This window comes from Methylobacterium oryzae (assembly GCF_036441375.1).
GTDB classification, from domain to species: Bacteria; Pseudomonadota; Alphaproteobacteria; order Rhizobiales; family Beijerinckiaceae; genus Methylobacterium; species Methylobacterium oryzae_A.
On sequence record NZ_MLCA01000001.1, the window covers coordinates 893292 to 915129 of the forward strand.

At 71.0% G+C, this 21838-nt stretch carries 18 protein-coding genes; 10 read left to right on the forward strand and 8 right to left on the reverse strand.

Annotation, left to right across the window (positions count from 1 at the left end; genetic code table 11):
* Nucleotides 1-103: 103 nt before the first annotated feature.
* The 6 genes from MOTC310_RS04325 to MOTC310_RS04350 all read right to left on the reverse strand — a co-directional run bounded on the left by MOTC310_RS04325 (nucleotide 104) and on the right by MOTC310_RS04350 (nucleotide 7280).
* Entirely contained in the window at nucleotides 104-1708 is a 1605-nt protein-coding gene (locus MOTC310_RS04325; RefSeq protein ID WP_331300899.1) for a sulfite reductase subunit alpha, read from the reverse strand.
* A complete protein-coding gene (locus tag MOTC310_RS04330) occupies nucleotides 1705-3522 on the reverse strand; it encodes a NirA family protein (RefSeq protein ID WP_331300900.1) in 1818 nt (605 codons plus the stop codon). The genes MOTC310_RS04325 and MOTC310_RS04330 overlap by 4 nt, the downstream gene beginning before the upstream one ends.
* Before the next feature lie 10 nt (nucleotides 3523-3532).
* The gene (locus tag MOTC310_RS04335; protein WP_331300901.1) at nucleotides 3533-4801 is read right to left on the reverse strand and encodes an NAD(P)/FAD-dependent oxidoreductase; all 1269 of its coding nucleotides are present in this window, start codon (nucleotides 4799-4801) and stop codon (nucleotides 3533-3535) included.
* 586 nt (nucleotides 4802-5387) lie between these two features.
* Complete coding sequence (locus MOTC310_RS04340; RefSeq protein ID WP_331300902.1) at nucleotides 5388-5567, reverse strand: hypothetical protein; 180 nt, start codon at nucleotides 5565-5567, stop codon at nucleotides 5388-5390.
* Between the two features lie 127 nt (nucleotides 5568-5694).
* A complete protein-coding gene (locus MOTC310_RS04345) occupies nucleotides 5695-6696 on the reverse strand; it encodes a CmpA/NrtA family ABC transporter substrate-binding protein (RefSeq protein ID WP_331300903.1) in 1002 nt (333 codons plus the stop codon).
* Nucleotides 6693-7280, reverse strand: coding sequence for an ANTAR domain-containing response regulator (locus MOTC310_RS04350; RefSeq protein WP_012319270.1), 588 nt, complete (start codon nucleotides 7278-7280; stop codon nucleotides 6693-6695). The genes MOTC310_RS04345 and MOTC310_RS04350 overlap by 4 nt, the downstream gene beginning before the upstream one ends.
* 632 nt (nucleotides 7281-7912) lie before the next feature.
* Between MOTC310_RS04350 and MOTC310_RS04355 the strand changes: the two genes are divergently transcribed.
* The 7 genes from MOTC310_RS04355 (at nucleotide 7913) to MOTC310_RS04385 (ending at nucleotide 17697) form a co-directional block, all read left to right on the forward strand.
* Nucleotides 7913-8113 (forward strand): hypothetical protein, encoded by a 201-nt coding sequence (locus MOTC310_RS04355; RefSeq protein ID WP_331300904.1) that lies wholly within the window; start codon nucleotides 7913-7915, stop codon nucleotides 8111-8113.
* A 107-nt stretch (nucleotides 8114-8220) separates the two neighbouring features.
* A complete protein-coding gene (locus MOTC310_RS04360; RefSeq protein ID WP_331300905.1) occupies nucleotides 8221-10110 on the forward strand; it encodes a glycoside hydrolase family 15 protein in 1890 nt (629 codons plus the stop codon).
* Entirely contained in the window at nucleotides 10107-12182 is a 2076-nt protein-coding gene (gene tkt, locus MOTC310_RS04365; protein WP_331300906.1) for a transketolase, read from the forward strand. The genes MOTC310_RS04360 and tkt overlap by 4 nt, the downstream gene beginning before the upstream one ends.
* Before the next feature lie 81 nt (nucleotides 12183-12263).
* Nucleotides 12264-15110 carry a bifunctional transaldolase/phosoglucose isomerase gene (locus tag MOTC310_RS04370; RefSeq protein ID WP_331300907.1) on the forward strand — a complete coding sequence of 949 codons (2847 nt, stop codon included), beginning with the start codon at nucleotides 12264-12266 and terminating at the stop codon, nucleotides 15108-15110.
* 54 nt (nucleotides 15111-15164) lie between these two features.
* Nucleotides 15165-16142, forward strand: a complete 978-nt coding sequence (gene gnd, locus MOTC310_RS04375; protein WP_331300908.1) for a phosphogluconate dehydrogenase (NAD(+)-dependent, decarboxylating) — start codon at nucleotides 15165-15167, stop codon at nucleotides 16140-16142.
* 55 nt (nucleotides 16143-16197) lie between these two features.
* Nucleotides 16198-16923 (forward strand): 6-phosphogluconolactonase, encoded by a 726-nt coding sequence (gene pgl / locus MOTC310_RS04380; protein ID WP_331300909.1) that lies wholly within the window; start codon nucleotides 16198-16200, stop codon nucleotides 16921-16923.
* Between the two features lie 252 nt (nucleotides 16924-17175).
* Nucleotides 17176-17697, forward strand: a complete 522-nt coding sequence (locus MOTC310_RS04385) for a cysteine dioxygenase family protein (protein ID WP_331300910.1) — start codon at nucleotides 17176-17178, stop codon at nucleotides 17695-17697.
* Between the two features lie 22 nt (nucleotides 17698-17719).
* Here the strand turns inward: MOTC310_RS04385 and MOTC310_RS04390 are convergent, their stop codons facing one another.
* Both MOTC310_RS04390 and MOTC310_RS04395 read right to left on the reverse strand, forming a co-directional pair.
* Nucleotides 17720-18181 (reverse strand): Lrp/AsnC family transcriptional regulator, encoded by a 462-nt coding sequence (locus MOTC310_RS04390; RefSeq protein WP_012319278.1) that lies wholly within the window; start codon nucleotides 18179-18181, stop codon nucleotides 17720-17722.
* A gap of 35 nt (nucleotides 18182-18216) precedes the next feature.
* Nucleotides 18217-19341, reverse strand: a complete 1125-nt coding sequence (locus MOTC310_RS04395) for a 2'-deoxycytidine 5'-triphosphate deaminase (RefSeq protein ID WP_331300911.1) — start codon at nucleotides 19339-19341, stop codon at nucleotides 18217-18219.
* A 256-nt stretch (nucleotides 19342-19597) separates the two neighbouring features.
* Between MOTC310_RS04395 and apaG the strand changes: the two genes are divergently transcribed.
* The 3 genes from apaG to speG are packed head-to-tail and all read left to right on the forward strand — an operon-like array spanning nucleotide 19598 to nucleotide 21760.
* The gene (gene apaG, locus MOTC310_RS04400) at nucleotides 19598-19990 is read left to right on the forward strand and encodes a Co2+/Mg2+ efflux protein ApaG (protein WP_012319280.1); all 393 of its coding nucleotides are present in this window, start codon (nucleotides 19598-19600) and stop codon (nucleotides 19988-19990) included.
* 34 nt (nucleotides 19991-20024) lie between these two features.
* Nucleotides 20025-21194, forward strand: a complete 1170-nt coding sequence (gene argE / locus MOTC310_RS04405; protein ID WP_331300912.1) for an acetylornithine deacetylase — start codon at nucleotides 20025-20027, stop codon at nucleotides 21192-21194.
* Nucleotides 21191-21760: a spermidine N1-acetyltransferase gene (gene speG / locus MOTC310_RS04410; protein ID WP_473753753.1), complete on the forward strand. Its 570-nt coding sequence runs from the start codon at nucleotides 21191-21193 to the stop codon at nucleotides 21758-21760. The genes argE and speG overlap by 4 nt, the downstream gene beginning before the upstream one ends.
* Nucleotides 21761-21838: the final 78 nt, after the last annotated feature.

Genomic DNA, 21838 nt, shown 5'->3' on the forward strand with positions numbered 1-21838 from the left:
GAAGGGTCGTTCCGGGCAGGAGCAAGCTTCGCGCCGCCGCTTCCCCGCTCCCGCCCCGCATCCGCGGCGCGCCCTCCCCCGCAGAGGGGAGGGTTCTGGACGCTCAGTACACGTCGGCCTGGTACCGGCCGGCCTTCTTGAGCGCCGCGAGGTAGGCAACCGCGTCCTCGGGGCTCTTGCCGCCGTACTGCGCCGCCACGTCGATGATCGCCCGCTCGACGTCCTTGGCCATGCGCTTGGCGTCGCCGCAGACGTAGAAATGCGCGCCGCCCTCCAGCCACTTCCACAGCTCGGCGCCGTTCTCGCGCATCCGGTCCTGGACGTAGGTCTTCTCCTTGCCGTCGCGCGACCAGGCCAGGGACAGGCGGGTCAGCACCTTGTCGTCCTTCAGGCTGTTCAGCTCGTCCTTGTAGAAGAAGTCCGAGGCCTGCCGCTGGTGGCCGTAGAACAGCCAGTTGCGGCCCGGCGCCCGCGTGGCGGCGCGCTCGCGCAGGAAGGCCCGGAACGGCGCGATGCCGGTGCCGGGGCCGCACATGATCACGTCCTTCGACAGGTCGGCCGGCAGGCCGAAGCCGTGCGCCTTCTGGAGGTAGACCTTCACCTTGGTCTGCTCCGGAAGGCGCTCACCGAGATGCGTCGAGGCCACACCCAGCCGCAGCCGCGAGCGGTGGTTGTAGCGCACCGCGTCCACGGTCAGCGACACGCGGCCGACATCCATCTTGGGCGAGGACGAGATCGAGTAGAGCCGCGGCTGCAGCTCGTCCAAGGCCTCCAGGAAGACCTCGGCGTCGGGCCGCGCGCCCGGGAACTTGTGGAGCGCGCCGAGCACGTCGAGATAGGCAGCGTCGCCGTCCGGATCCTCGCCGGAGGCGAGCGCCTGCGCCTTCTTGCGGGCCGCGCCCGAGGTGAGCAGCGACAGGAGCTGGTAAAGGTTGTCGGGCGCGGCCCCCAGCGCGTAGTTGATCAGCAGGTGTTCGCGCAGGGTCTTCTCGCCGATCACCCGCTCGGGCCGGGCCCCGAGCTCCGCGATCACTGCGTCCACCAGCGCCGGGGCGTTGGCGGGGAACAGGCCGAGGGAGTCGCCGACCTCGTACTGGATCGGTGTGCCGTCCAGCCCGATCTCGACGTGCCACGTCTCCTTCTCGCCGCCCGGATCGTTGAGGCGGCGGCGGGACAGGAACAGCGCCTCGACCGGGTTCTCGCGGCAATAGCCGAGCGGCCCCAGGTCGGCCGCCGCCTTCGAGGCGTCGTCCTCCGCCTTCGGCGCGGCGGGGGCACCTCCGGCGGCGCCGAACTCCTCGTCCAGCTTCTTGAGCATGCGCAGGGTCTCTTTGCCGCCAGGCTGGCAAAGGTTCAGGCGCGCCTCGTTCTTCAGGAAGATCGCGTTGGCGTAGTCGGCGCAGTTGTAGCCGCACTGGCCGCAGTCCTGCTGGGCCATGGCGGCCATCAGCTTCTGCGGCTCCGGACGGTCCTTGGCCATCTCCATCCGGTCGCCGATCGGCACGGACGGGTCGTGCCAGGGGGCGTCGTCGTTGTCGGCAAGCTTCGGGCCGGTCGCCGGCGCGTCACCCGGCGCCAGCGCGGTGGCGCCCGCGACGGACGGGCCGAGGAGCGCCGCGAAGTAGCCCGAGAGCCAGGCGCGCTGGTCCTCGTTGAAGGGCGCGGTCTCGGGGATCAGGACGAGGGGGGGCGAGACGTGCTGGGTCATGCGGCGGCCTTCAGGGCGGGCTGGTCCTCGGCGGCGTCGCGGAGCGCCTCCGCGCCGGTGCGGCTGGTGAAGGCCTGGAAGCTCTCCTCGGGGCCCTGGCGGAGGGCGAGGTAGGCGCGCAGCAGCGCCTCGACGCGGGCGGGCGCATCCTCGGCCTTCACGGCCTTCCAGATCTCGGTGCCGATCTTCGGGTTCTCGGCGAAACCGCCGCCGACCACGACGTCGTAGCCCTCGACGGTGTCGCCCTCCTCCGAGACGACGACCTTGGCGCCGATCAGCCCGATATCGCCGATGTAGTGCTGGGCGCAGCTGTGATGGCAGCCGGTGAGGTGGACGTTCACCGGCACGTCGAGGTTCGGCAGGGCCGTCTCGACGTGGTCGGCGATGATCAGCGCGTGGCCCTTGGTGTCGGAGGCTGCGAACTTGCAGCCCTTCGCCCCCGTGCAGGCCACGAGACCGGAGCGGATGCCCGCCGCCTTGGTGGTGAGGCCGAGATCGAGCACCCGCTGCTCAACCTCGGCGACCTTCGCGTCCGGAACCCCGGAGAAGATGAAGTTCTGCCAGACGGTCAGGCGGATCTGGCCGTCGCCGCACTCGGCGGCGATCTTGGCCAGTGCCCGGACCTGATCGCTGGTCATCTTGCCGACCGGCAGGACCACGCCGATCCAGTTGAGGCCGGGCTGTTTCTGGGCGTGGACGCCGACATGGGCGAACCGGTCGGTGGCCTTCCGCGGCGCGACGTGCTCCGGGGCGACCCGGTCGAGTTTGCGGCCGAGCTTGTCCTCGACGGCCGCGAGGTACTTGTCGAAGCCCCAGGCGTCGAGGACGTACTTCATCCGGCTCTTGTTGCGGTTCGTCCGGTCGCCGTTCTCGATGAACACCCGGATGATCGCGTCGGCGACGGCGTTGCAGTCCTCCGGCTTCAGCACGATGCCGGTGTCGCGGGCGAGGTCCCGGTGGCCCGAGATGCCGCCGAGCACGAGGCGCATGTAGATGCCGGGCGGCACGGCGGCGCCGTCCAGCACTTCCACGGCCTGGAAGCCGATGTCGTTGGTCTCCTCGAGCGTCGGCATCGCGCCGCTGCCGTCGAAGGCGACGTTGAACTTGCGCGGCAGGCCGTAGAGCGAGCGGTCGTTCAGGATCCAGTTGTGCCAGGACTTGGCGAGCGGGCGCGTGTCCAGAAGCTCCTGGACGTCGATGCCGGCGGTCGAGGAGCCGGTGACGTTGCGGATGTTGTCGGCGCCCGCCCCCCGGGCCGTGAGACCGATATCGGTGAGCCCGTCGAGGAAGGGCTGGGCGTGCTCGGGATCGATCTCCCGCACCTGCAGGTTCGCCCGGGTGGTCACGTGGACGTAGCCGCCGCCGTGCTGGTCGGCGAGGTCGGCGACGCCCGCGAACTGCCAGTGGTGCAGGATCCCGTTCGGGATCCGCAGCCGGCACATGTACGAGACCTGGTTCGGTGCCACCCAGAACATCCCGTGGTAGCGCCAGCGGAAATTGTCCTCGGGCTTCGGCTGCTTGCCGGCGGCGGCCTCCTGGATGAGGCGGTTGTGGCCGTCGAACGGGTTCTCGGCGCGCTTCCATTTCTCCTGGTCGCAGAGCTTGCCGCCGTCCTTGACGGTCCGGTCCTGCGCCTTGATGTGGATCGCGTCCGGGCCCGTCGGCTCGGCCGGCGGCGCGGCCGCCCCCGCCCCGCCCGCGGCGAGGCCGCCGGTCAGGCGGACGGCGGCGATGCCGGAGGCGAAACCCTCGAGGTAGCGCTTCTGCTCGGCCTCGAACGCGCCCGCGGCGGTGTGGGTGGTGGTCTCGGACATCCGCGCCTCCTCAAGCAGCCAGGGGCTCGGGCGCGGGGCGCCCGAACATCAAGTCGTCCACGTTCTCGATCGGGTCGCCGGAGCGGATCAGCCCCTTGCAGGCGCCCTGCTCGGCGATGTCGCCGACGAACACCGCGCCGATCAGCCGGCCGCCGCGCACCAGCAGCTTGCGGTAGAGGCCGGCGCCGGGATCGGAGAGCACGATCGCCTCGGCATCGTCGGGCGTGTCCACGATCCCGGCCGAGAAGACCGGCAGGCCCGACACCTTCAGGCTCGTGGACAGGGCCGTGCCCCGGTACTCGGCCGGCTCACCGGCGAGGTGGCGGGCGAGCGTGTCGGCGTGCTCGTAGGCGGGCTCAACCAGGCCGTAGATCTGGCCGCGGTGCTCCGCGCACTCGCCGAGCGCGAAGATCCGCGGGTCCGAGGTGGTCATCCGGTCATCCACCGTGATGCCCCGGCCGGTGGCCAGCCCGGCCGCCTGCGCCAGCGCCACCGAGGGGCGCACGCCCACCGACATCACCACGAGGTCCGCCGGGAGCGCGGTGCCGTCGGCCAGGACCAGGCTCTCGACCCGCCCCGCGCCCTCCACCCGCACGGTGTCGGCCTGGAGCATCACCCGGACGCCGCGGGATTCCATGGCTTGCTTCACCAGCCCGGCGGCGTGGTGGTCGAGCTGACGCTCCATCAGGCGGTCCATGACGTGGAGCAGCGTGGTCTCGACGCCGAGGCGCGCGAGCCCGACCGCCGCCTCGAGGCCCAGCAAGCCGCCGCCGATAACGATGGCGCGGGCGTGCTGGACGGCGGCCCGGCGGATCGCCGCCACGTCGGCGAGGTCGCGGAAGGTGATGACGCCCGGAAGGTCCATGCCGGGCTTCGGCAGGCGGATCGGCAGGGAGCCGACCGCGAGGACCAGCCTGTCGAAGGGCACGACGTGGGTCTCGCCCACGATGACGAGCCCGTTCTCCCGATCGATCTGCGTCACCGGCGCGCCGGTGATCAGGCGGATGCCGTGATCCGCGTACCAGTCGAGGCCCCGGAACGCGCAGGCCGCCTCGTCGACCTCGCCGCCGAGCAGCGAGGAGAGCAGAACCCGGTTGTAGGCGGCCGTGGGCTCGGCACCGATGCAGGTGATGTCGTAGCGGCCGGGCGCGGCCTCGGTCAGCCGCTCTAGGAAGCGCAGCGAGGCCATGCCGTTGCCGACGACAACCAGCCTCTCGCGTGGCGGGCCGTTCCCGGCGCCCGCGTCGTGTCCGCGTGTGTCCTTGGGGGATGTCGCCATCGCTCGATCGCGTCTGGAACCTCGATTGCAGGGTCGTTGGCGGACCGCCCACGAAAAAGCCGCTGCCGGTCGTCTCCCGGCAGGCTTCAGCCTCAGGGAGAACCGGATCAGCGGCCTCGCTGACGGCGCTGTCCGTCGCCGTTGACGGACGAAGAGAGGCAGGCAGGTTCCATGCCAATCGCCGCGCGGCCTATGAAAGGTGCGGGGTGCTCGGGATCGGAGGGTCTGAAGGGCTCGGCGGGGCAGCGGAGCGGTCGCTGCGGTGCTGCACAAAAACTGTGCGCCCCGTCGCAAAAGCGGTCAGGTGGGACCCGGCCGGTCGGTCGCGAACGCTGGACTTCAAGAGTAGTCAGGATGCGCGCAGATGATCGGGCCGAGCGCGCAGTCGATCAGGACAGAGGCGCGAGATGGTGTGCGACACCGCTGCGTGTCTTACAGTCTGTCCGGCAATTTTATCAATTGCAGCCGCAGTTGCGACGCATGTTTATCTTCAATGCCAAAAGCATGAGGGACTTTTCGCAGATCACAGACGCCGTGTGGGCGGCGCCCGCAGCCGTCTCCCCCATCCCCGGACCATGATGGTCCGCTACAGCAGGGTCGACAGCATCGCCAGAAGCCCCAGCGTCGGCATCGCGCCGGCGGCCAGGACCCAATACCAGGCGTGATGTGCGCCGGCCCGACGATTGTCGTTGCAGGCGCGGGGCACCTTGCTGCCCCGGGTCACGTAGCGTCGAAGCTCGACCCGCCCGCGCGGATGCGACATCAACGATCCAGTTTCGAGTTTGCGGCATCCAGGCATGGCCCAAGCACAACGGGCGAACCTGCCCGACGTTCCGCCACTGTTCGCGCCGATTCCGTGGGCCGGTGACGAACGGCGCGAAGTGTCGTCGCGGTCAGAAATCCGCGATCGCCGACCGGTACAGATCGGGCCTGTAGACGGACGCGATCGCCGCCTCGATATCGAACTGGTTGGGGATCTGTTGCGTCGCCCGCATCTGCTCCAGGATCCAGCGGGCCTGCGCGGCGCGCGGCTCCTCGACCGCTTCGCCGAAGCGGATGCGCGTGCCGGGCTCGGCGAACGCGTCCGGATCCCCCGGGAATGCCCGGCCGACCAGAATCGGGTCGAGGTCCAGGTAGGTCCGGCGGGCGAGGCGATGGATCAGTTCGGTCCGGTTCTCTGGATCCGCGCACCAGCGACCGGCCCGGGCGACCGCTCGCACCAGCGGCAGGATCGCGCCGTCGAGCCGCCCGGAGACGGCCAGCACCTTCTCTGTCGCGTTCGGCGCGAGGGCGCTGCCGTGGACCGCGATCCGCCCATGGCCGGCCGCGGCCGCCACGTCGTTCCAGGGTGCGCCCGCGCAGAACCCGTCCACGAGTCCCCGGGACAGGGCCTCCACGCAGTGTTGAGGCGGGACCACGACGGTGCGGAAGGCCGCCGCGTCGAGGCCGCCGGCCTCGGCGAACAGCCGCAATTGGTAGCTGTGGCACGAGAAGGGATGCACGGTGCCGAGAGTGAGGGCGCTGCCGGCGCGGTGCCGCGCCTCCGCCACGCCCGCGAAGGCGCGGGCGACGTCCCGCGGGGCCTCGCTGTCCGGATCCATCGCCGCCCAGAGGGTGCGGGACAGCGTGACGGCGTTTCCGTCGGTGCTGAGCTGGAGCGGCACGATCAGGTCGGAGGGCGGTCCGGACAGGGCGAGCCGGCTCGCCAGCGCCAGCGGCGCCAGCATGTGCGCGCCGTCGAGATGGCCCAGCGCCAGCCGGTCGCGCAGCGTCGCCCAGGAGGGCTCGGCGGTGAGGTCGAGGTCGAGTCCCTCCGCCCGGGCGAAGCCCAGCTCGTGGGCCACGATCAGGGGGGCCGCATCGCAGAGCGGAACGTAGCCGAGCTGGAGCCTCATCCGAGCAGGTCCGCGGTGGTGACGATCGCCCGGGCGATGTCGGCGATCTTGCGCTTCTCGTTCATGGCCTTGCGGCGCAGCTGCTTGTACGCCTCATCCTCGGAGAGGCCCTTCATGGTCATCAGGATGCCCTTGGCCCGCTCGATCAGCTTGCGGTCGGCGAGTTCGCTCCGCGCCTCGGTCAATTCGCGCTGAAGGCGCGCGAAGGCGTTGAAGCGCAGGATCGCGATGTCGAGAATCGACTTGATCCGTTCGGCCCGCAGCCCGTCCACCACGTAGGCGGAGATCCCCGCGTCGACGGCGGCCTGCATCATGGTCGAGTCGGAGCGGTCGACGAACATCGCCACCGGCCGCTCGACCTGCCGGGAGACCCCCGACATCTGCTCGAGGATGTCCCGGCTCGGGCTCTCGAGATGGATCACCACGACGTCGGGCTTCAGCGCGGCCACGCGCTCCATGAGGTCGGCGGTATCGGGAATCACGACCACGCGCCCGATCCCGGCGGCGCGCAGGCCCTCCTCCAGGATGGCCGCGCGGGCGCGGCTCGGGTCGATCACGGCGACGGTGAGATTGGTTTCGGTCATCTTGGCCCGGTACGGGGCGGGTCTTCTTCTAAGGGCCGGCCCGGTTCGGGCCGCCGCGGACGAAGCAAGGCCCATGCCTGCGGCGGGGGTCTTGGCGTACATATCCGCGGAATCCCGTTCTCGGATGCCAGCAACCGCCGCGCAAAGAAACGGTCCAGCTTCCGCCGCAATGCTGGCCGCACTCTGCGGGCCTCGAGGCGGTCAAGGAGATCGGTGATTCGGATGCGCAGGCCAGATCAGCCCGCCCTGACGGACGCCGCCCACGGCCGCGTGTCCATGCCCTTCCTGCCGACGCTGGCCGTCGTGGCGGTCCTGGGTGTGGCCTCCCTCTACTGCCCGACCTCCAAGCCGGCTCAGCCCGGCGCCCGGGCCGAGGCGGGTGTGACCGCCGCTCCGGGACCCACGGATTTCGCGCCGGTCGCCGCCGTCGCGTCGCCGGGCCGCCTGCCCGCCGTGATCGCGTTCGCCGAGCTGTACCCGCTCGATGCCGCGGTCGTGCGGACGGGGTCCCTGCCCGCCCGTCCGGTCGTGGCCGCCCGCGCCACGTCCCATGTCGCGATCGCCGGCCGGCGGGTCTGCCCCGGCCCCCCGGCCGGCGCTGCCCCGAGGCGCCGCGCAGCAACCCCGATCCGATGGCGCCCGGGCGCGCGGAGGCCGTCGAGCAGGCCGAGGACGCGCTGCTCCCGTCGCGGGCCCTGCCCTTCGCGGCCACGGTCGTGGAGACCCTGGTGCCGGCCGCACGCGCGGTCGGCGATGCGGCGGATTACGTCCGCAGCAGCGCCGCGTCGGTCCAGGGGTCGGTGGCGCTGGCCGTGGCCGACTGCCTGCGCTGACCGCGCCCGCCGGGGGCTCTCAAACCTCTGGATCTCGGGACAAGTCGTCCTAGGTGCGTCGCAGCGGACGGCCCGGACTGCCGGCCGCGGACCGGAGCCGGGGCCGGATGGCTGCACGCATCGAGGATTACGCGCTCGTCGGGGATGGCCGCAGCGCCGCGCTGATCAGCCGGCAGGGCAGCGTCGACTGGCTGTGCTGGCCGCGCTTCGACGCGGCCGCCCTGTTCACCAGCCTGCTGGGAACCGAGGCGCACGGTTTCTGGAAGATCTTCCCGGAGGCCGAGAACGTCGAGACGCGCTGGTCCTACCGGCCGGGCAGCCTCGTGCTGGAGACCCGCCACACCACGCGGCAGGGCGAGGTGCTGGTTACGGATTTCATGCCAGTCGACGACGGGTCGCATCTCGTGCGGCTCGTCGAGGGCGTGCACGGGCGCGTCGCCATGCGGATGGAGATGGCGGTCCGCTTCGATTACGGCTCGGCCGTGCCCTGGGTCTCCCGCTCGGAACTGGGCGACCTGCGCGCCGTCTCGGGGCCCCACAAGGTCGTGCTGCGCACCGACGTCCATCTCAAGGGATCGGACGCGCAGACGACGGTGTCCGAGTTCACCGTCCACGCCGGCGAGAAGCATCGGTTCGTCCTGAGCTACGGCCCCTCGCACGAGGACGACCCGCCCTCGATCGAGCCCCGCAAGGTTCTCGAGGCCACCGACCAGCACTGGCGCGAATGGTCGTCGCGCTGCACGGGCGGGACGGATTGGGACCGGATGCTTCAGCGCTCCCTGCTGACCCTCAAGGCGCTGATCTACGAGCCTACCGGCGGCATCGTGGCGGCGCCCACGGCCTCGCTGCCGGAGGGGCTCGGCGGGATCCGCAACTGGGACTACCGCTTCTGCTGGCTGCGCGACTCGACCTTGACGCTGATCGCCCTGATGGACGGCGGCTACATCGACGAGGCGCGCAACTGGCTCGGCTGGCTGCTGCGGGCCGTGGCGGGCAACCCCGAGCAGGCGCACATCCTCTACGGGATCGGCGGCGAGCGGCTGCTCCCCGAGATCGAACTGGACTGGCTGCCAGGGTACGAGAATTCGCGGCCCGTCCGGATCGGCAACGCCGCCGCCAGCCAGTTCCAGCTCGATGTCTACGGCGAGCTGTTCGACGCGCTCTATCAGGCCCATGCTCGCGGCCTGCCGGTGAGCAAGGACGGAATGCGGGTCGGTCTCGCGATCCTGGATCACCTGGAGAAAGCGTGGCGCGAGCCCGACGAGGGGATCTGGGAGGTGCGCGGCGGGCGCCGCCATTTCACCCACTCGAAGGTCATGGCCTGGGTGGCCTTCGACCGGGCGTTGCGCATGCACGAGATGCACGATTCCGGCGCCACCGAGGAGCAGGCCGCGCGCTGGCGCGCGGTCAAGGACGAGATCCACGCCGAGGTCTGCGAGAAGGGGTTCGATCCCGCGCTCAACAGCTTCGTCCAGTCGTACGGGTCGAAGGCGCTGGACGCGAGCCTCCTGCTCATCGCCCATACCGGCTTCCTGCCGCAGCACGATCCCCGCGTGATCGGCACCGTGGAGGCGATCGGCAAGGGCCTGATGCGGGACGGCTTCATCCTCCGCTACGAGACCGAGGGGCAGACCACCGACGGGCTGACCGGCACCGAGGGGGCTTTCCTGCCCTGCACCTTCTGGTACGTCGACAACCTGATCGGTCTCGGGCGGCGCGACGAGGCCGGGGCGCTGATCGAGCGCCTGATGGGCATCTGCACCGATCTCGGGCTCGTGAGCGAGGAATACGACGTGCATGCCAAGCGTCTTGTGGGTAACTTCCCCCAAGCGTTCACCCACGTCGCGCTCGTCAACACGCTGCTCAGCTATACGCGCGGCGAAGGGCCGGCGGATCGGCAGGGTGGTAAGGCCAACGGAGCTCCTCCCGCCGTCCTACGGCAGCGCGAAGCCGCGAAGCGGACCGCGCGAGGCGAACTGGAAGACGCGACATCATGAGCGGTGCTGACACTCCCGCCAAGGCGGCCCTCGCTGAGATCGATACGCTCAGCATCAACACGATCCGGACGCTCGCGATCGACGCGGTGCAGAAGGCCAATTCCGGTCATGCCGGCGCGCCCATGGCGCTGGCGCCGGTCGCCTACACCCTGTGGAACCGCTACCTGCGCTACGACCCGGCGCACCCGCACTGGCCCAACCGCGACCGGTTCGTGCTGTCCTGCGGCCACGCCTCGATGCTGCTCTACGGGCTCCTGCATCTCGCGGGCGTCGCCCAGAGCGACGGCGGCAACACGCCGGCGGTGTCGCTGGAGGACATCAAGAAGTTCCGCCAGCTCGACAGCCGGACCCCCGGCCACCCGGAATACCACTTCACCACCGGCGTCGAGACGACCACGGGCCCGCTCGGCCAGGGTGTCGCCAACTCGGTCGGAATGGCGATGGGCAGCCGCTTCCTCGGCCAGCACCTGAACCGGCCGAACCTGCCGCTGTTCGACTACAACGTCTACGCCGTCTGCTCGGATGGCGATCTGATGGAGGGCGTCGCATCGGAGGCCGCCTCGCTGGCCGGCCACCTGCGGCTCGCCAATCTCTGCTGGATCTACGACGACAACACCATCACCATCGAGGGCCACACGGAACTGGCCTTCGGCGAGGAGGTCGCGACCCGGTTCCTGGCCTATGGCTGGCAGGTGCTGCGCGTCGCCGACGCCAACGACGTGCACGCGCTCGCGGGCTCGATCGAGACGTTCCTCGCCACCAACGACCGGCCGACGCTCATCATCGTCAAGTCGGTGATCGGCTACGGAGCGCCGAAAAAGCAGGGCACCTCCAAGGCCCACTCGGACGCGCTCGGCGAGGACGAGGTGAAGGGCGCCAAGCGCGCCTACGGATGGCCGGAGGACGCGCAGTTCCTCGTGCCGGACGGCGTGCAGGAGAACTTCCGCGACGGCATCGGCAAGCGCGGCGCCGGTCTCTACGACGCTTGGCAGGGCCTGCTCGCCAAGGCGAAGGAGGCGGATGCCGCCCACGCCGAGGATCTGAACGCCTTCCTGGAGGGCCGCCTGCCGGACGGCTGGGACAAGGACATTCCGGTCTTCGAGCCGGACGCCAAGGGCCTCGCCACCCGCGAATCCTCCGGCAAGGTGCTGAACGCGATCGCCCAGCACGTGCCGTTCCTGCTCGGCGGCTCGGCGGACCTGGCGCCGTCCAACAAGTCGAACCTGACCTTCGAGGGCGCGGGCTCGTTCGGCCCGTTCTCGCCGGGCGGCCGCAACCTGCATTTCGGCGTCCGCGAGCACGCCATGGGCTCGGTCGTGAACGGGCTCGGCCTGTCCGGGCTGCGGGCCTACGGCGCGACCTTCCTGGTCTTCGCCGACTACATGCGGCCGCCGATCCGGCTCGCCGCCCTTATGGAACTGCCGGTCTTCCACATCTTCACCCACGACTCGATCGGCGTGGGCGAGGACGGGCCGACCCACCAGCCGGTGGAGCAGCTCCTGTCGCTGCGCTGCATCCCGGGCCTCGTGACGCTGCGCCCGGCCGACGCCAACGAGGTCGCCGAGGCCTACCGGGTGATCTTCTCGCTCCGGAACCAGCCGGCCGTGCTCGCGCTGTCCCGACAGCCGCTGCCGACCCTCGACCGCACCAAGTACGGAGCGGCTTCGGGCACCGCCAAGGGCGGCTACGTGCTCGCCGATTCCGACGGCACGCCGGACGTGATCCTGCTGGCTTCGGGCTCCGAGGTGCAGCTCTGCGTCGGCGCCTATGAGGCGCTGAAGGCCGAGGGCTTGAAGGCCCGGGTCGTGTCGATGCCGTCCTGGGACCTGTTCGAGCGGCAGGACGAGGCCTACCGCGACTCGGTGCTGCCCCCGGCCGTGAAGGCGCGGGTCGCCGTCGAGCAGGGCAGCGTTATCGGCTGGGACCGCTACGCCGGGTCCGAGGGCGCGATCATCGGCATGCACACCTTCGGCGCCTCGGCACCGATCAAGGATCTCCAGACCAAGTTCGGCTTTACCCCCGAGAAGGTCCTGGACGCCGCGAAGGCGCAGGTGGCCAAGCACGGGAAGTAGCCTGCGCGCCAACTCTCCCGCCCTGCCCGGGCGGGAGAGCGCGCGGGCGAGAGTACGCGGTACGCGAGACGAGGGACGGACATGAACGCGCTCAAGGCCCTGCACGACGAACAGGATCAGGCGGTCTGGCTCGACTTCGTGGCCCGCGGGTTCATCGCGAAGGGCGAGCTGAAGCAGCTCGTGGAGCGCGACGGCCTGCGGGGCGTCACCTCCAACCCGTCGATCTTCGAGAAGGCGATCGGCCACTCGGACGAGTACGACGACAGCCTGAAATCCGTGCAGGCGACCGGCGACAGCCGCGTCATCGACCTCTACGAGGGGCTCGCCATCGCCGACATCCAGGCGGCGGCCGACGTGCTCCGCCCGGTCTACGAGGCGAGCGACGGCGCCGACGGCTACGTCAGCCTGGAGGTGTCGCCCTACCTCGCGCTGGACACCGAGGAGACCCTCGCGGAGGCCCGCCGCCTGCACAAGGCGGTTTCTCGCGACAACCTGATGGTGAAGGTGCCGGCCACCCCGCAGGGCATCCCGGCGATTCGGCAGCTGACCACCGAGGGCATCTCGATCAACGTCACCCTGCTGTTCTCGCAGGAGGCCTACGAGGCGGTGGCCCGAGCCTTCATCGACGGGCTCGACGCCCGGGCGAAGGCCGGCCACGACGTCTCGCGGATCGCCAGCGTGGCGAGCTTCTTCATCAGCCGGATCGACGTGTTGGTCGACAAGCTGCTCGACGAGAAGATCGCGCAGGCCAACGACCCGGACGAGAAGTTCGCCCTCGAGCAGCTGAAGGGCAAGGTGGCGATCGCCAATGCCAAGCTGGCCTACCAGCGCTACAAGACGATCTTCGCCGAATCCAAGTGGACGGCTTTGGCCGAGAAGGGCGCCAAGGCGCAGCGACTGCTCTGGGCCTCCACGGGCGTGAAGAACAAGGCCTATTCCGACGTCCTCTACGTCGAGGAGCTGATCGGGCCGAACACCGTCAACACGATGCCGCCCGCCACGATGGACGCGTTCCGCGACCACGGCGTGGTGCGGGCGACGATCGAGGAGGACGTGCCCGGCGCCGAGGCGGTGATGAACCGGCTCGCCCGGGCCGGGATCGACATCGAGGCGGTTGCCGAGCAGCTGGTGAAGGAGGGCGTGCAACTCTTCATCGACGCCGCCGACAACCTGCTGGGCGCCGTGGCCGGGAAGCGCGCCGCCCTGCTCGGGCAACGGCTGGACGCCCAGAGCCTCGCCATGGACGACGCTCTGGCGGCCGAGGCGAAGAAGACCGTCGAATCCTGGCGCGCCAGCGGATCGATCCGCCGGCTCTGGGCTGGGGACGCCTCGGTCTGGTCCGGCCACGACGAGGCGAACTGGCTCGGCTGGCTGCACATCGTCGAGGAGGAGCTGGAGAGGGCCGCCGACTACGCCGCTTTCTCCGACTGGGTGAAGGCGCGGGGCTTCACCGACGCCGTCGTGCTCGGCATGGGCGGGTCGAGCCTCGGCCCGGAGGTCCTGAGCCTGACCTACGGCCAGCGCGCGGGCTTCCCGAAGCTCCAGATCCTCGACTCGACCCATCCAGATCAGGTCCGCGCCCTCGAGGCGAGCATCGACCTGGGCAAAACGCTGTTCATCGTTGCGTCGAAGTCCGGCTCGACGCTGGAGCCCAACGTCTTCCGCGACTACTTCCTGGCCCGCGCGAAGGACGTGCTCGGCGACCGGGCCGGCGACCACTTCGTCGCCGTGACCGACCCGGGCTCCGACATGGAGCGCGCCGCGCGGAGCGAAAAGTTCAAGAAAATCTTCTACGGCGTGAAGCAGATCGGCGGGCGCTACTCGGTGCTCTCGGCCTTCGGCCTCGTGCCGGCCGCCGCCATGGGCCTCGACGTGAAGGCGCTACTCGAGACCGCCCGCATCATGGTCCGCTCCTGCGGGCCGGCCGTGCCGCCGGCCGTGAACCCGGGCGTCCTGCTGGGCACAGCCATGGGCGCGGCGGCGCTCGCCGGGCGCGACAAGGTGACGATCGTCGCCTCCCCGGCGATCGTGAGCTTCGGCGCCTGGGCCGAGCAGCTGATCGCGGAATCGACCGGCAAGCATGGCAAGGGCCTCGTGCCGGTGGACGGCGAGCCGGTCGGCGTTCCGGCGGTCTACGGCCACGACCGGTTCTTCATCTACCTCCGCCTCGACGGCAACGCCGAGGCCTCGCAGGACGAGGCCCTGCGCGCCCTGGAGCGGGACGGCCACCCCATCGCCCGCATCACCCTCGACTCGGTCGAGCAGCTGCCGCAGGAATTCTACCGCCTGGAGATGGCGACCGCGGTGGCAGGCGCGGTGATCGGGATCAACCCGTTCGACCAGCCGGACGTCGAGGCCAGCAAGGTCGAGACCAAGAAGCTGTTCGCCGAGGCCGAGGCGAAGGGTGCCCTCCCCGCCGAGACGCCGCTCTTCTCGGACGACGCGATCGCCCTCTACGCCGACCCGCGCAACGCCGAGGCTCTGGCGCAGGCGACCGACGGCCTGGAGGCCGCGCTCAAGGCGCAGGTCGCCCGACTCAAGGACGGCGATTACCTCGGCCTGCTCGCCTACGTGCCGCGCGATGCCGAGGCCGCCGGCATCCTCCAGGAGGCGCGGATCGCCGTGCGCGACGCCCGCAGGGTCGCGACCTGCCTCGAGTTCGGGCCGCGGTTCCTGCACTCCACCGGCCAAGCCTACAAGGGCGGCCCGGATACGGGCGTGTTCCTGCAGATCACCGCGGACCCGTCTCAAGACCTGCCGATCCCGGGCCGGTCCCTCGGCTTCGCCACCGTGGTGGCCGCCCAGGCGCGAGGCGACTTCGCCGTGCTGGCCGAGCGCGGCCGGCGGGCGCTGCGGGTCCACATCAAGGGCGACCTCAAGGACGGGCTGAAGCGCGTCGCGGCCGCCCTCAAGGCCGCGGTGGCGTAGGCGCACCCTTCCCCCTCCCGGGCTTGGGGAGGGACGACTCTGAGGAGATCGGCAATGCAACTCGGCATGATCGGCCTCGGCCGGATGGGCGGCAACATCGTCCGGCGTCTCCTGCGCGACGGGCACACGGCCGTGGTGTTCGACCAGAACCCGGCGGCGGTCGCCGCCCTGGTCGAGGCGGGCGCGGTCGGCGCGTCGAGCCTGGAGGACTTGGTCTCCAAGCTGGAGGTGCCGCGCGCGGCCTGGGTGATGCTGCCGGCCGGGGCGATCACGGAGCAGACCGTCCAGGCGCTCGCGGGGCTGATGCAGGCCGACGACTGCATCATCGACGGCGGCAACTCCTTCTACGGCGACGATGTCCGCCGCGGGGCCGCCCTGAAGGAGAAGGGCCTGCACTACGTGGATGTCGGCACATCGGGCGGCGTCTGGGGCCTGGAGCGCGGCTACTGCATGATGATCGGCGGCGACAAGGAGGCGGTCGACCGCCTCGACCCGATCTTCAAGACCCTGGCGCCCGGTATCGGCGACATCCCGAGGACGCCGAACCGCGACGGGCGCGACCCCCGCGCCGAGCAGGGCTACATCCACGCGGGGCCGACCGGCGCCGGCCACTTCGTCAAGATGGTCCATAACGGCATCGAGTACGGCCTGATGCAGGCCTACGCGGAGGGCTTCGACATCCTCCGCCACGCCAACGCGTCCGACCTGCCGGCCGAGCGCCGCTTCGATCTCAACATGGGCGACATCGCCGAGGTCTGGCGCCGCGGCAGCGTCGTCTCGTCCTGGCTCCTCGACCTGACCGCCCAGGCGCTCGCGGGCGACGAGCAGCTCACCGACTTCTCCGGCTACGTCGAGGATTCGGGCGAGGGCCGCTGGACCATCAACGCGGCCGTCGAGGAGGGCGTCCCGGCGACGGTGCTCTCCGCGGCCCTCTACCGCCGCTTCCGCTCCCGCGAGCACGCGAGCTACGCCGACAAGCTGCTCTCGGCGATGCGCAAGGGATTCGGCGGCCACCAGGAGCCGAAGGGCTGAGCGGGGCGCCCGCAGGCCGACCCGTCCGACCCCGAAGCCGCAAGGGCCAGAACCCATGAGCCTTCCCGTCGGAACGCACGTCCTGAAGGACCCGGAGGCGGTCGCCCGCGAGGCGGCCGAGCGGATCATCGTGGCCTGCGGCGAGGGCCGGTCCGACCGGATCGCGCTCTGCCTCTCGGGCGGCTCGACACCCAAGCTGCTGTACGGCCTGCTCGCCGGGCCGGACTACGCGGCCCGGGTGCCGTGGGAGCGGATCCACTGGTTCTTCGGGGACGACCGCGCCGTGCCGTGGGACGACCCGCGCAGCAATGTCCGGATGGTCCGCGAGGCGTTCGGGCACGGGTCCCGGATCCCGCCGACGCATCTGCACTTCATCCCGTCCGACGAGGGGCCGGAGGCGGGCGCCCGCGCCTACGAGCGGACGCTCCTCGATTTCTACGGCGCCGACAGCCTCGAGTCGTCCCGGCCGCTCTTCGACCTCGTGCTCCTCGGCCTCGGCGAGGACGGCCACACCGCCTCGCTGTTTCCCGGCAAGCCGGCCGTCGACGAGACCCGGCGGCTCGTCGTCGCCGTGCCAGAGGCCGGCCTGGAGCCGTTCGTCCCGCGGATCAGCCTGACGCTGCCGGCGCTCGCGTCCTCCCGGCACGTGCTGTTCCTCGTCACCGGTGCCGGCAAGCGGGCGCCGCTGGCCCGGCTGGCCGCCGGCGAGGCGCTGCCCGCCGGCCGCGTGACGAGCGCGGGCGCCGTGGCGTGGCTGCTGGACGAGGCCGCGGCCGTCTGAGGCCAGCCGCCGCTCCCACCTCCCGCGGACGGCCCGTCCGCGCGGGTCCCGCCGCGCCGTCGGGGTCGTCGCCTCAGCGTCAGGCTCGCTGGTCTACGCGCCGTCGCGCAATTGAATTTCCCGCGAGCGCGGTTTAGCGCAACGAACTTGCCTCCGCGCGCGGTATCGGGTGCGAGAACGCAACCCGCCGCCCGCGCCCCCTTTGGTATCCTTCGTGCAGCCTCGTGAAAGGGCACCGAAGGAGACCTGCCGATGCCGCAGACCACCACCCCGGCCGACGTCGAGGCGATGCTGGCGAACCTCGCGCGCTCCGCGAGCCGCTCGCCGGAGGCCTATCTGGCCTCGGCCCGGGCGACCCTGGTGCGCCTGCTGGCCCAGCCGGATCTGCTCGACCCGTCGCGGCTGGTCGGCCGGGGGCCCGGCCTGAGCCGGAACCTCCTGTTCGGCACCGAGGCGATCAGCGTCTGGGCGATGGTCTGGGCGCCCGGCACGGTCACGCCGGTCCACGACCACCACTGCTCGTGCTGCTTCGGCCTGCTGCGCGGCAGCCTCCGGGAGACGTGGTATCGCCCAATCAGCGAGACCCACGCCGTGGCGACCATGGACGCCGTCCGCGAGCCCGGCTTCGTCGCCTGCATGATGCCCACCGGGCCGAACCTGCACCGGATCGCCAATGACGGGCCGGAGGCAGCCGTCTCGATCCACGTCTACGGCTACGACCACCGGGCGCAGGATTCGTCGATCCACCGGACCTACGCGGTGGCGGCGGGCTGAGGCCCGCTCCGGCGCGGTCGCGTCACGCCACGTAGATCGTCGGGACTGCGGTCGTGTACTTCATCTCCTCCATGGCGATTGAGGAGGACAGGTTCGAGAAGTCGAGCTTGGCGATGAGGCGCTGGTAGACCGCGTCGTAGGCCTCGATGTCCGGCACGACGATCCGCAGCAGGTAGTCGATCTCGCCGGTCAGGCGCCACGCCTCGACGATCTCCGGGAAGCCGGCGACCACCCGCCGGAACGCGTCCGACCAGTCGGCGGCGTGGCGCGGCGCCTTGACGGCCACGAACACCGTGGTGGGGACGTTGACCTTGCGGCGGTCCACCAGGGCGACCCGGCGGCGGATCACCCCGGACGCCTCCAGCTTCTTCACCCGCCGCCAGCACGGCGCCGCGCTGATGCCGACCTGCTCGGCGAGTTCGGCCACCGGGAGCGTCGCGTCCTGTTGGAGGAGATCGAGGATCTTCCGGTCCACGGCGTCCATGCGATCGATGCTCCCGTCGGCGCGTCCGGGCCGGACTACAGGGCGAAGTGCTTCGAGAGCTTCAGCCCCTGGGCCTGGTAGTTCGAGCCGGCCCCCGCCCCGTAGAGCGTCTCCGGCAGGTCGAGCATCCGCTCGTAGACGAGGCGGCCGACGATCTGCCCGTCCTCCAGGAGGAAGGGCACGTCGCGGGAGCGGACCTCCAGCACGGCCCGCGCGCCCGCGCCGCCTGCCCCGGCATAGCCGAAGCCCGGGTCGAAGAAGCCCGCGTAGTGGACGCGGAACTCGCCCACCAGGGGATCGAACGGCACCATCTCGGCGGCGTGGTCCGGCGGGACCTGCACCGCCTCCTTGGAGGCCAGGATGTAGAACTGGCCGGGGTCGAGGATCAGGCTGCCCGACCCGTCCGCGGCGAGGGGCTCCCAGAAATCGGCGGCCCGGTGGCGGCCCGGGGCGTCGACGTCGACGAGGCCGGTGTGGCGCTTCGCCCGGTAGCCGACGAGGCCGTCGAAGCCGGCGAGGTCCACCGAGACCGCGACGCCGCCCTGGAAGGACGGGCTGCCGGCGTCGACCAGGGCCGAACGGGCGTGCAGCAGGCCGAGTTCGGCCTCGCTCAGCCGCGGGGCGCCGCGGCGGAAGCGGATCTGCGACAGCCGCGAGCCGCTGCGCACGAGGACCGGGAAGGTCCGCGGCGAGATCTCCGCGTAGAGCGGCCCGTCGTAGCCGGGCTCGACCTGATCGAAGGCCTCGCCCCGGTCGGTGATCACGCGGGTGAAGACGTCGATGCGCCCGGTCGAGCTCTTCGGGTTCGCGGCCGCCGCGAGATCGGCCGGCAGGGTGAGGCTCTCCTGAAGCTCCGCGATGTAGACGCAGCCCGTCTCCAGGACGGCGCCCGGGCGCAGATCCACGGCGTGCAGCGACAGCCGGTCGACGCAGGCCTGGACCGTCCGCCCAGAGCCCGACAGGAAGCTCGTCCGCACCCGGTAGGCCTTGGCGCCCAGGCGCAGGTCGAGGCTCGCGGGCTGGATCTGATCGGCCGCGAAGGGGCTCGTAGTCCGGATGCCGCCCGCCTGCGCGAGGGCGGCGATCGCCTGGGCCGGCAGAATGCCGGATCGGCCGTCCGCGCTCGACTCGGCGGCTCCCGTGGCTGCGCCCGCGTTCATCGCGCCCCTGACTCCCTCGCGCGCCCCGGCCGGTCCGCGTCACGCCGAGCAGCGTTGTCCGCCGGGACCCGCTAACGCGGGCTTAACCGCGTCCGGAGGCCCCGTCGTGCCGGCGCCGCGCGCCGCGGGTCGCCCCGCCGCGCGAGGTAGTCCGCCGCAATTGACGGCGATTCCGCCGCCCACTACCACCGGCCGGGAAGCGCGTTCCATTCGGCTTCAGCGAGTCGTACCGTCCGAAGAAGGGCCAATTAGGGCGATGTACAAGGCCGAGACGCGGGGAATAAGTGTGACGGTCCAGTCTCGCTTCGTCGAGGAGGAGTCCTCGCCGACCGAGAGCCGGTACTTCTTCGCCTACACGGTCGAGATCGTGAACAACGGCAGCGAGCAGGTCCAGCTGCGCTCGCGCCACTGGCGGATCATCGACGGCCACGGCGCCTGCCAGGAGGTGCGCGGCACCGGCGTGGTCGGCAAGCAGCCGGTGCTGGAGCCGGGCGAGTCCTTCTGCTACACCAGCGGCTGTCCGCTCAACACGCCCGACGGGTTGATGGCCGGCAGCTACACCATGGCGACGGTGGCCGGCGAGAGCTTCGAGGCCGAGATCCCCGCCTTCTCCCTCGACAGCCCGCACGTCCGCCGCAGCCTGCACTGAGGTCCCGGCCCGGGGCCTCGCCCCGGAGGAATCCATGTCCGCGACCGGCGAGCGGCTGAGCCCGCTCGACATGCTCGCCCGCCTCGTGTCCTTCGACACGGAGAGCGACAAGTCCAACCTCGCCCTGATCGACGCCGTCTGCGCCTATCTCGACGGCTGGGACGTCCCGTACCTGCGCCTCCCGAACGCGGCGGGCGACAAGGCCGCGATCCTCGCCACGGTCGGCCCGATGGTCGACGGCGGCACCGTCCTGTCCGGCCACACCGACGTGGTGCCGGTGGCGGGCCAGGCCTGGACCGGCGACCCGTTCACCCTGCGCGTCGCCGACGGCCGTGCCTACGGACGGGGCGCGGTCGACATGAAGGGCTTCGACGCGCTGGCCCTGGCGCTCGTGCCCGACATGCTCGCCGCCGGCCTGAAGCGGCCGATCCACATCCTGCTCTCCTACGACGAGGAGACGACCTGCCTCGGCTCGATGGACGGGATCGCGCGGTTCGGCGACGGCCTGCCCCGGCCGGCCGCGGTGATCGTCGGCGAGCCCAGCGGCATGGAGGTGGCGGACGCCCACAAGAGCATCGTCACCTGCCTCACCACGGTCCACGGCCACGAGGCCCATTCCGCCCGCCCCGCCCTCGGCGCGAACGCCGTGGCGGCCGCCTGCGACCTCGTCGCCGGCCTCAACCGGATCGCCGACCTGATGATCGAGCGCGGCGACCCGTCCGGGCGGTTCGACCCGGCCTCGACCACGGTCCATGTCGGGACGATCCAGGGCGGCACCGCCCGCAACATCCTCGCCAAGGAGTGCCGCTTCCTCTGGGAGTATCGCGGCCTGCCGGATCTCGACCCGGCCGAGATCCCGCGGCTGTTCGCGGCCGAGGTCGAGCGGGTCACCCGCGAGCGCCTCAACCGCTACGGCGCGTTCGGGCGGATCGAGACGCTTGAGGAGGTCGACATCCCCGGCCTCGCCCCGGAGCCGGGCTCGGCGGCCGAGCGCCTCTGCCTGCGCCTCGCCGGACGCAACCACACCGTCGCGGTCCCCTACGCCACCGAGGCCGGGCGCTTCCAGGCGGCCGGTCTCCCGACGGTGGTCTGCGGCCCCGGCGACATTGCCCAGGCGCACCAGCCCGACGAGTTCATCACCCTGGATGCCCTGGGCCAGGGTGAGCACTTCCTGCGCGAGCTGATCGAGGCCAGTGCGTCATGAACGCGATGACCGGTATCACCATCAAGCTGCGTCCGCTGGAGCGGGAGGACCTGCGCTTCGTCCACCAGCTCAACAACAACGACAGCATCATGCGCTACTGGTTCGAGGAGGCCTACGAGTCCTTCGCCGAGCTGCAGCAGCTCTACGAGCGCAACATCCACAATCAGACCGAGCGGCGCTTCATCGTGGCCGATCCGAGCGGGGAGCCGGCCGGGCTGATCGAGCTCGTCGAGATCAACCACCTGCACCGGCGCTGCGAGTTCCAGATCGCGATCCACCCCGGTTTCCAGGGGCGCGGCTACGCGTGGCAGGCGACCCGCATCGCCATGGATTACGCGTTCAGCGTGCTCAACATCCACAAGCTCTACCTGCACGTCGACCGGGACAATGCTCGGGCCGTGCGGATCTACGAGCGCTGCGGCTTCCATCCCGAGGGCGTGCTGAAGGACGAGTTCTTCGTGAACGGCCGATACCGCGACGCCGTGCGGATGTGCCTGTTCCAGCCCGAATACCTCAGGGCCCGCGGCGGGGGCGGCGACATCGCCGAGCCCGTCCTCAAAGCCTGAACCGGGTCCCGTTCACAGCCCACGGGCGACGTCGATCCGAAACGACGAGGGGGAGGAGCCCGTCGGCTCCTCCCCCCA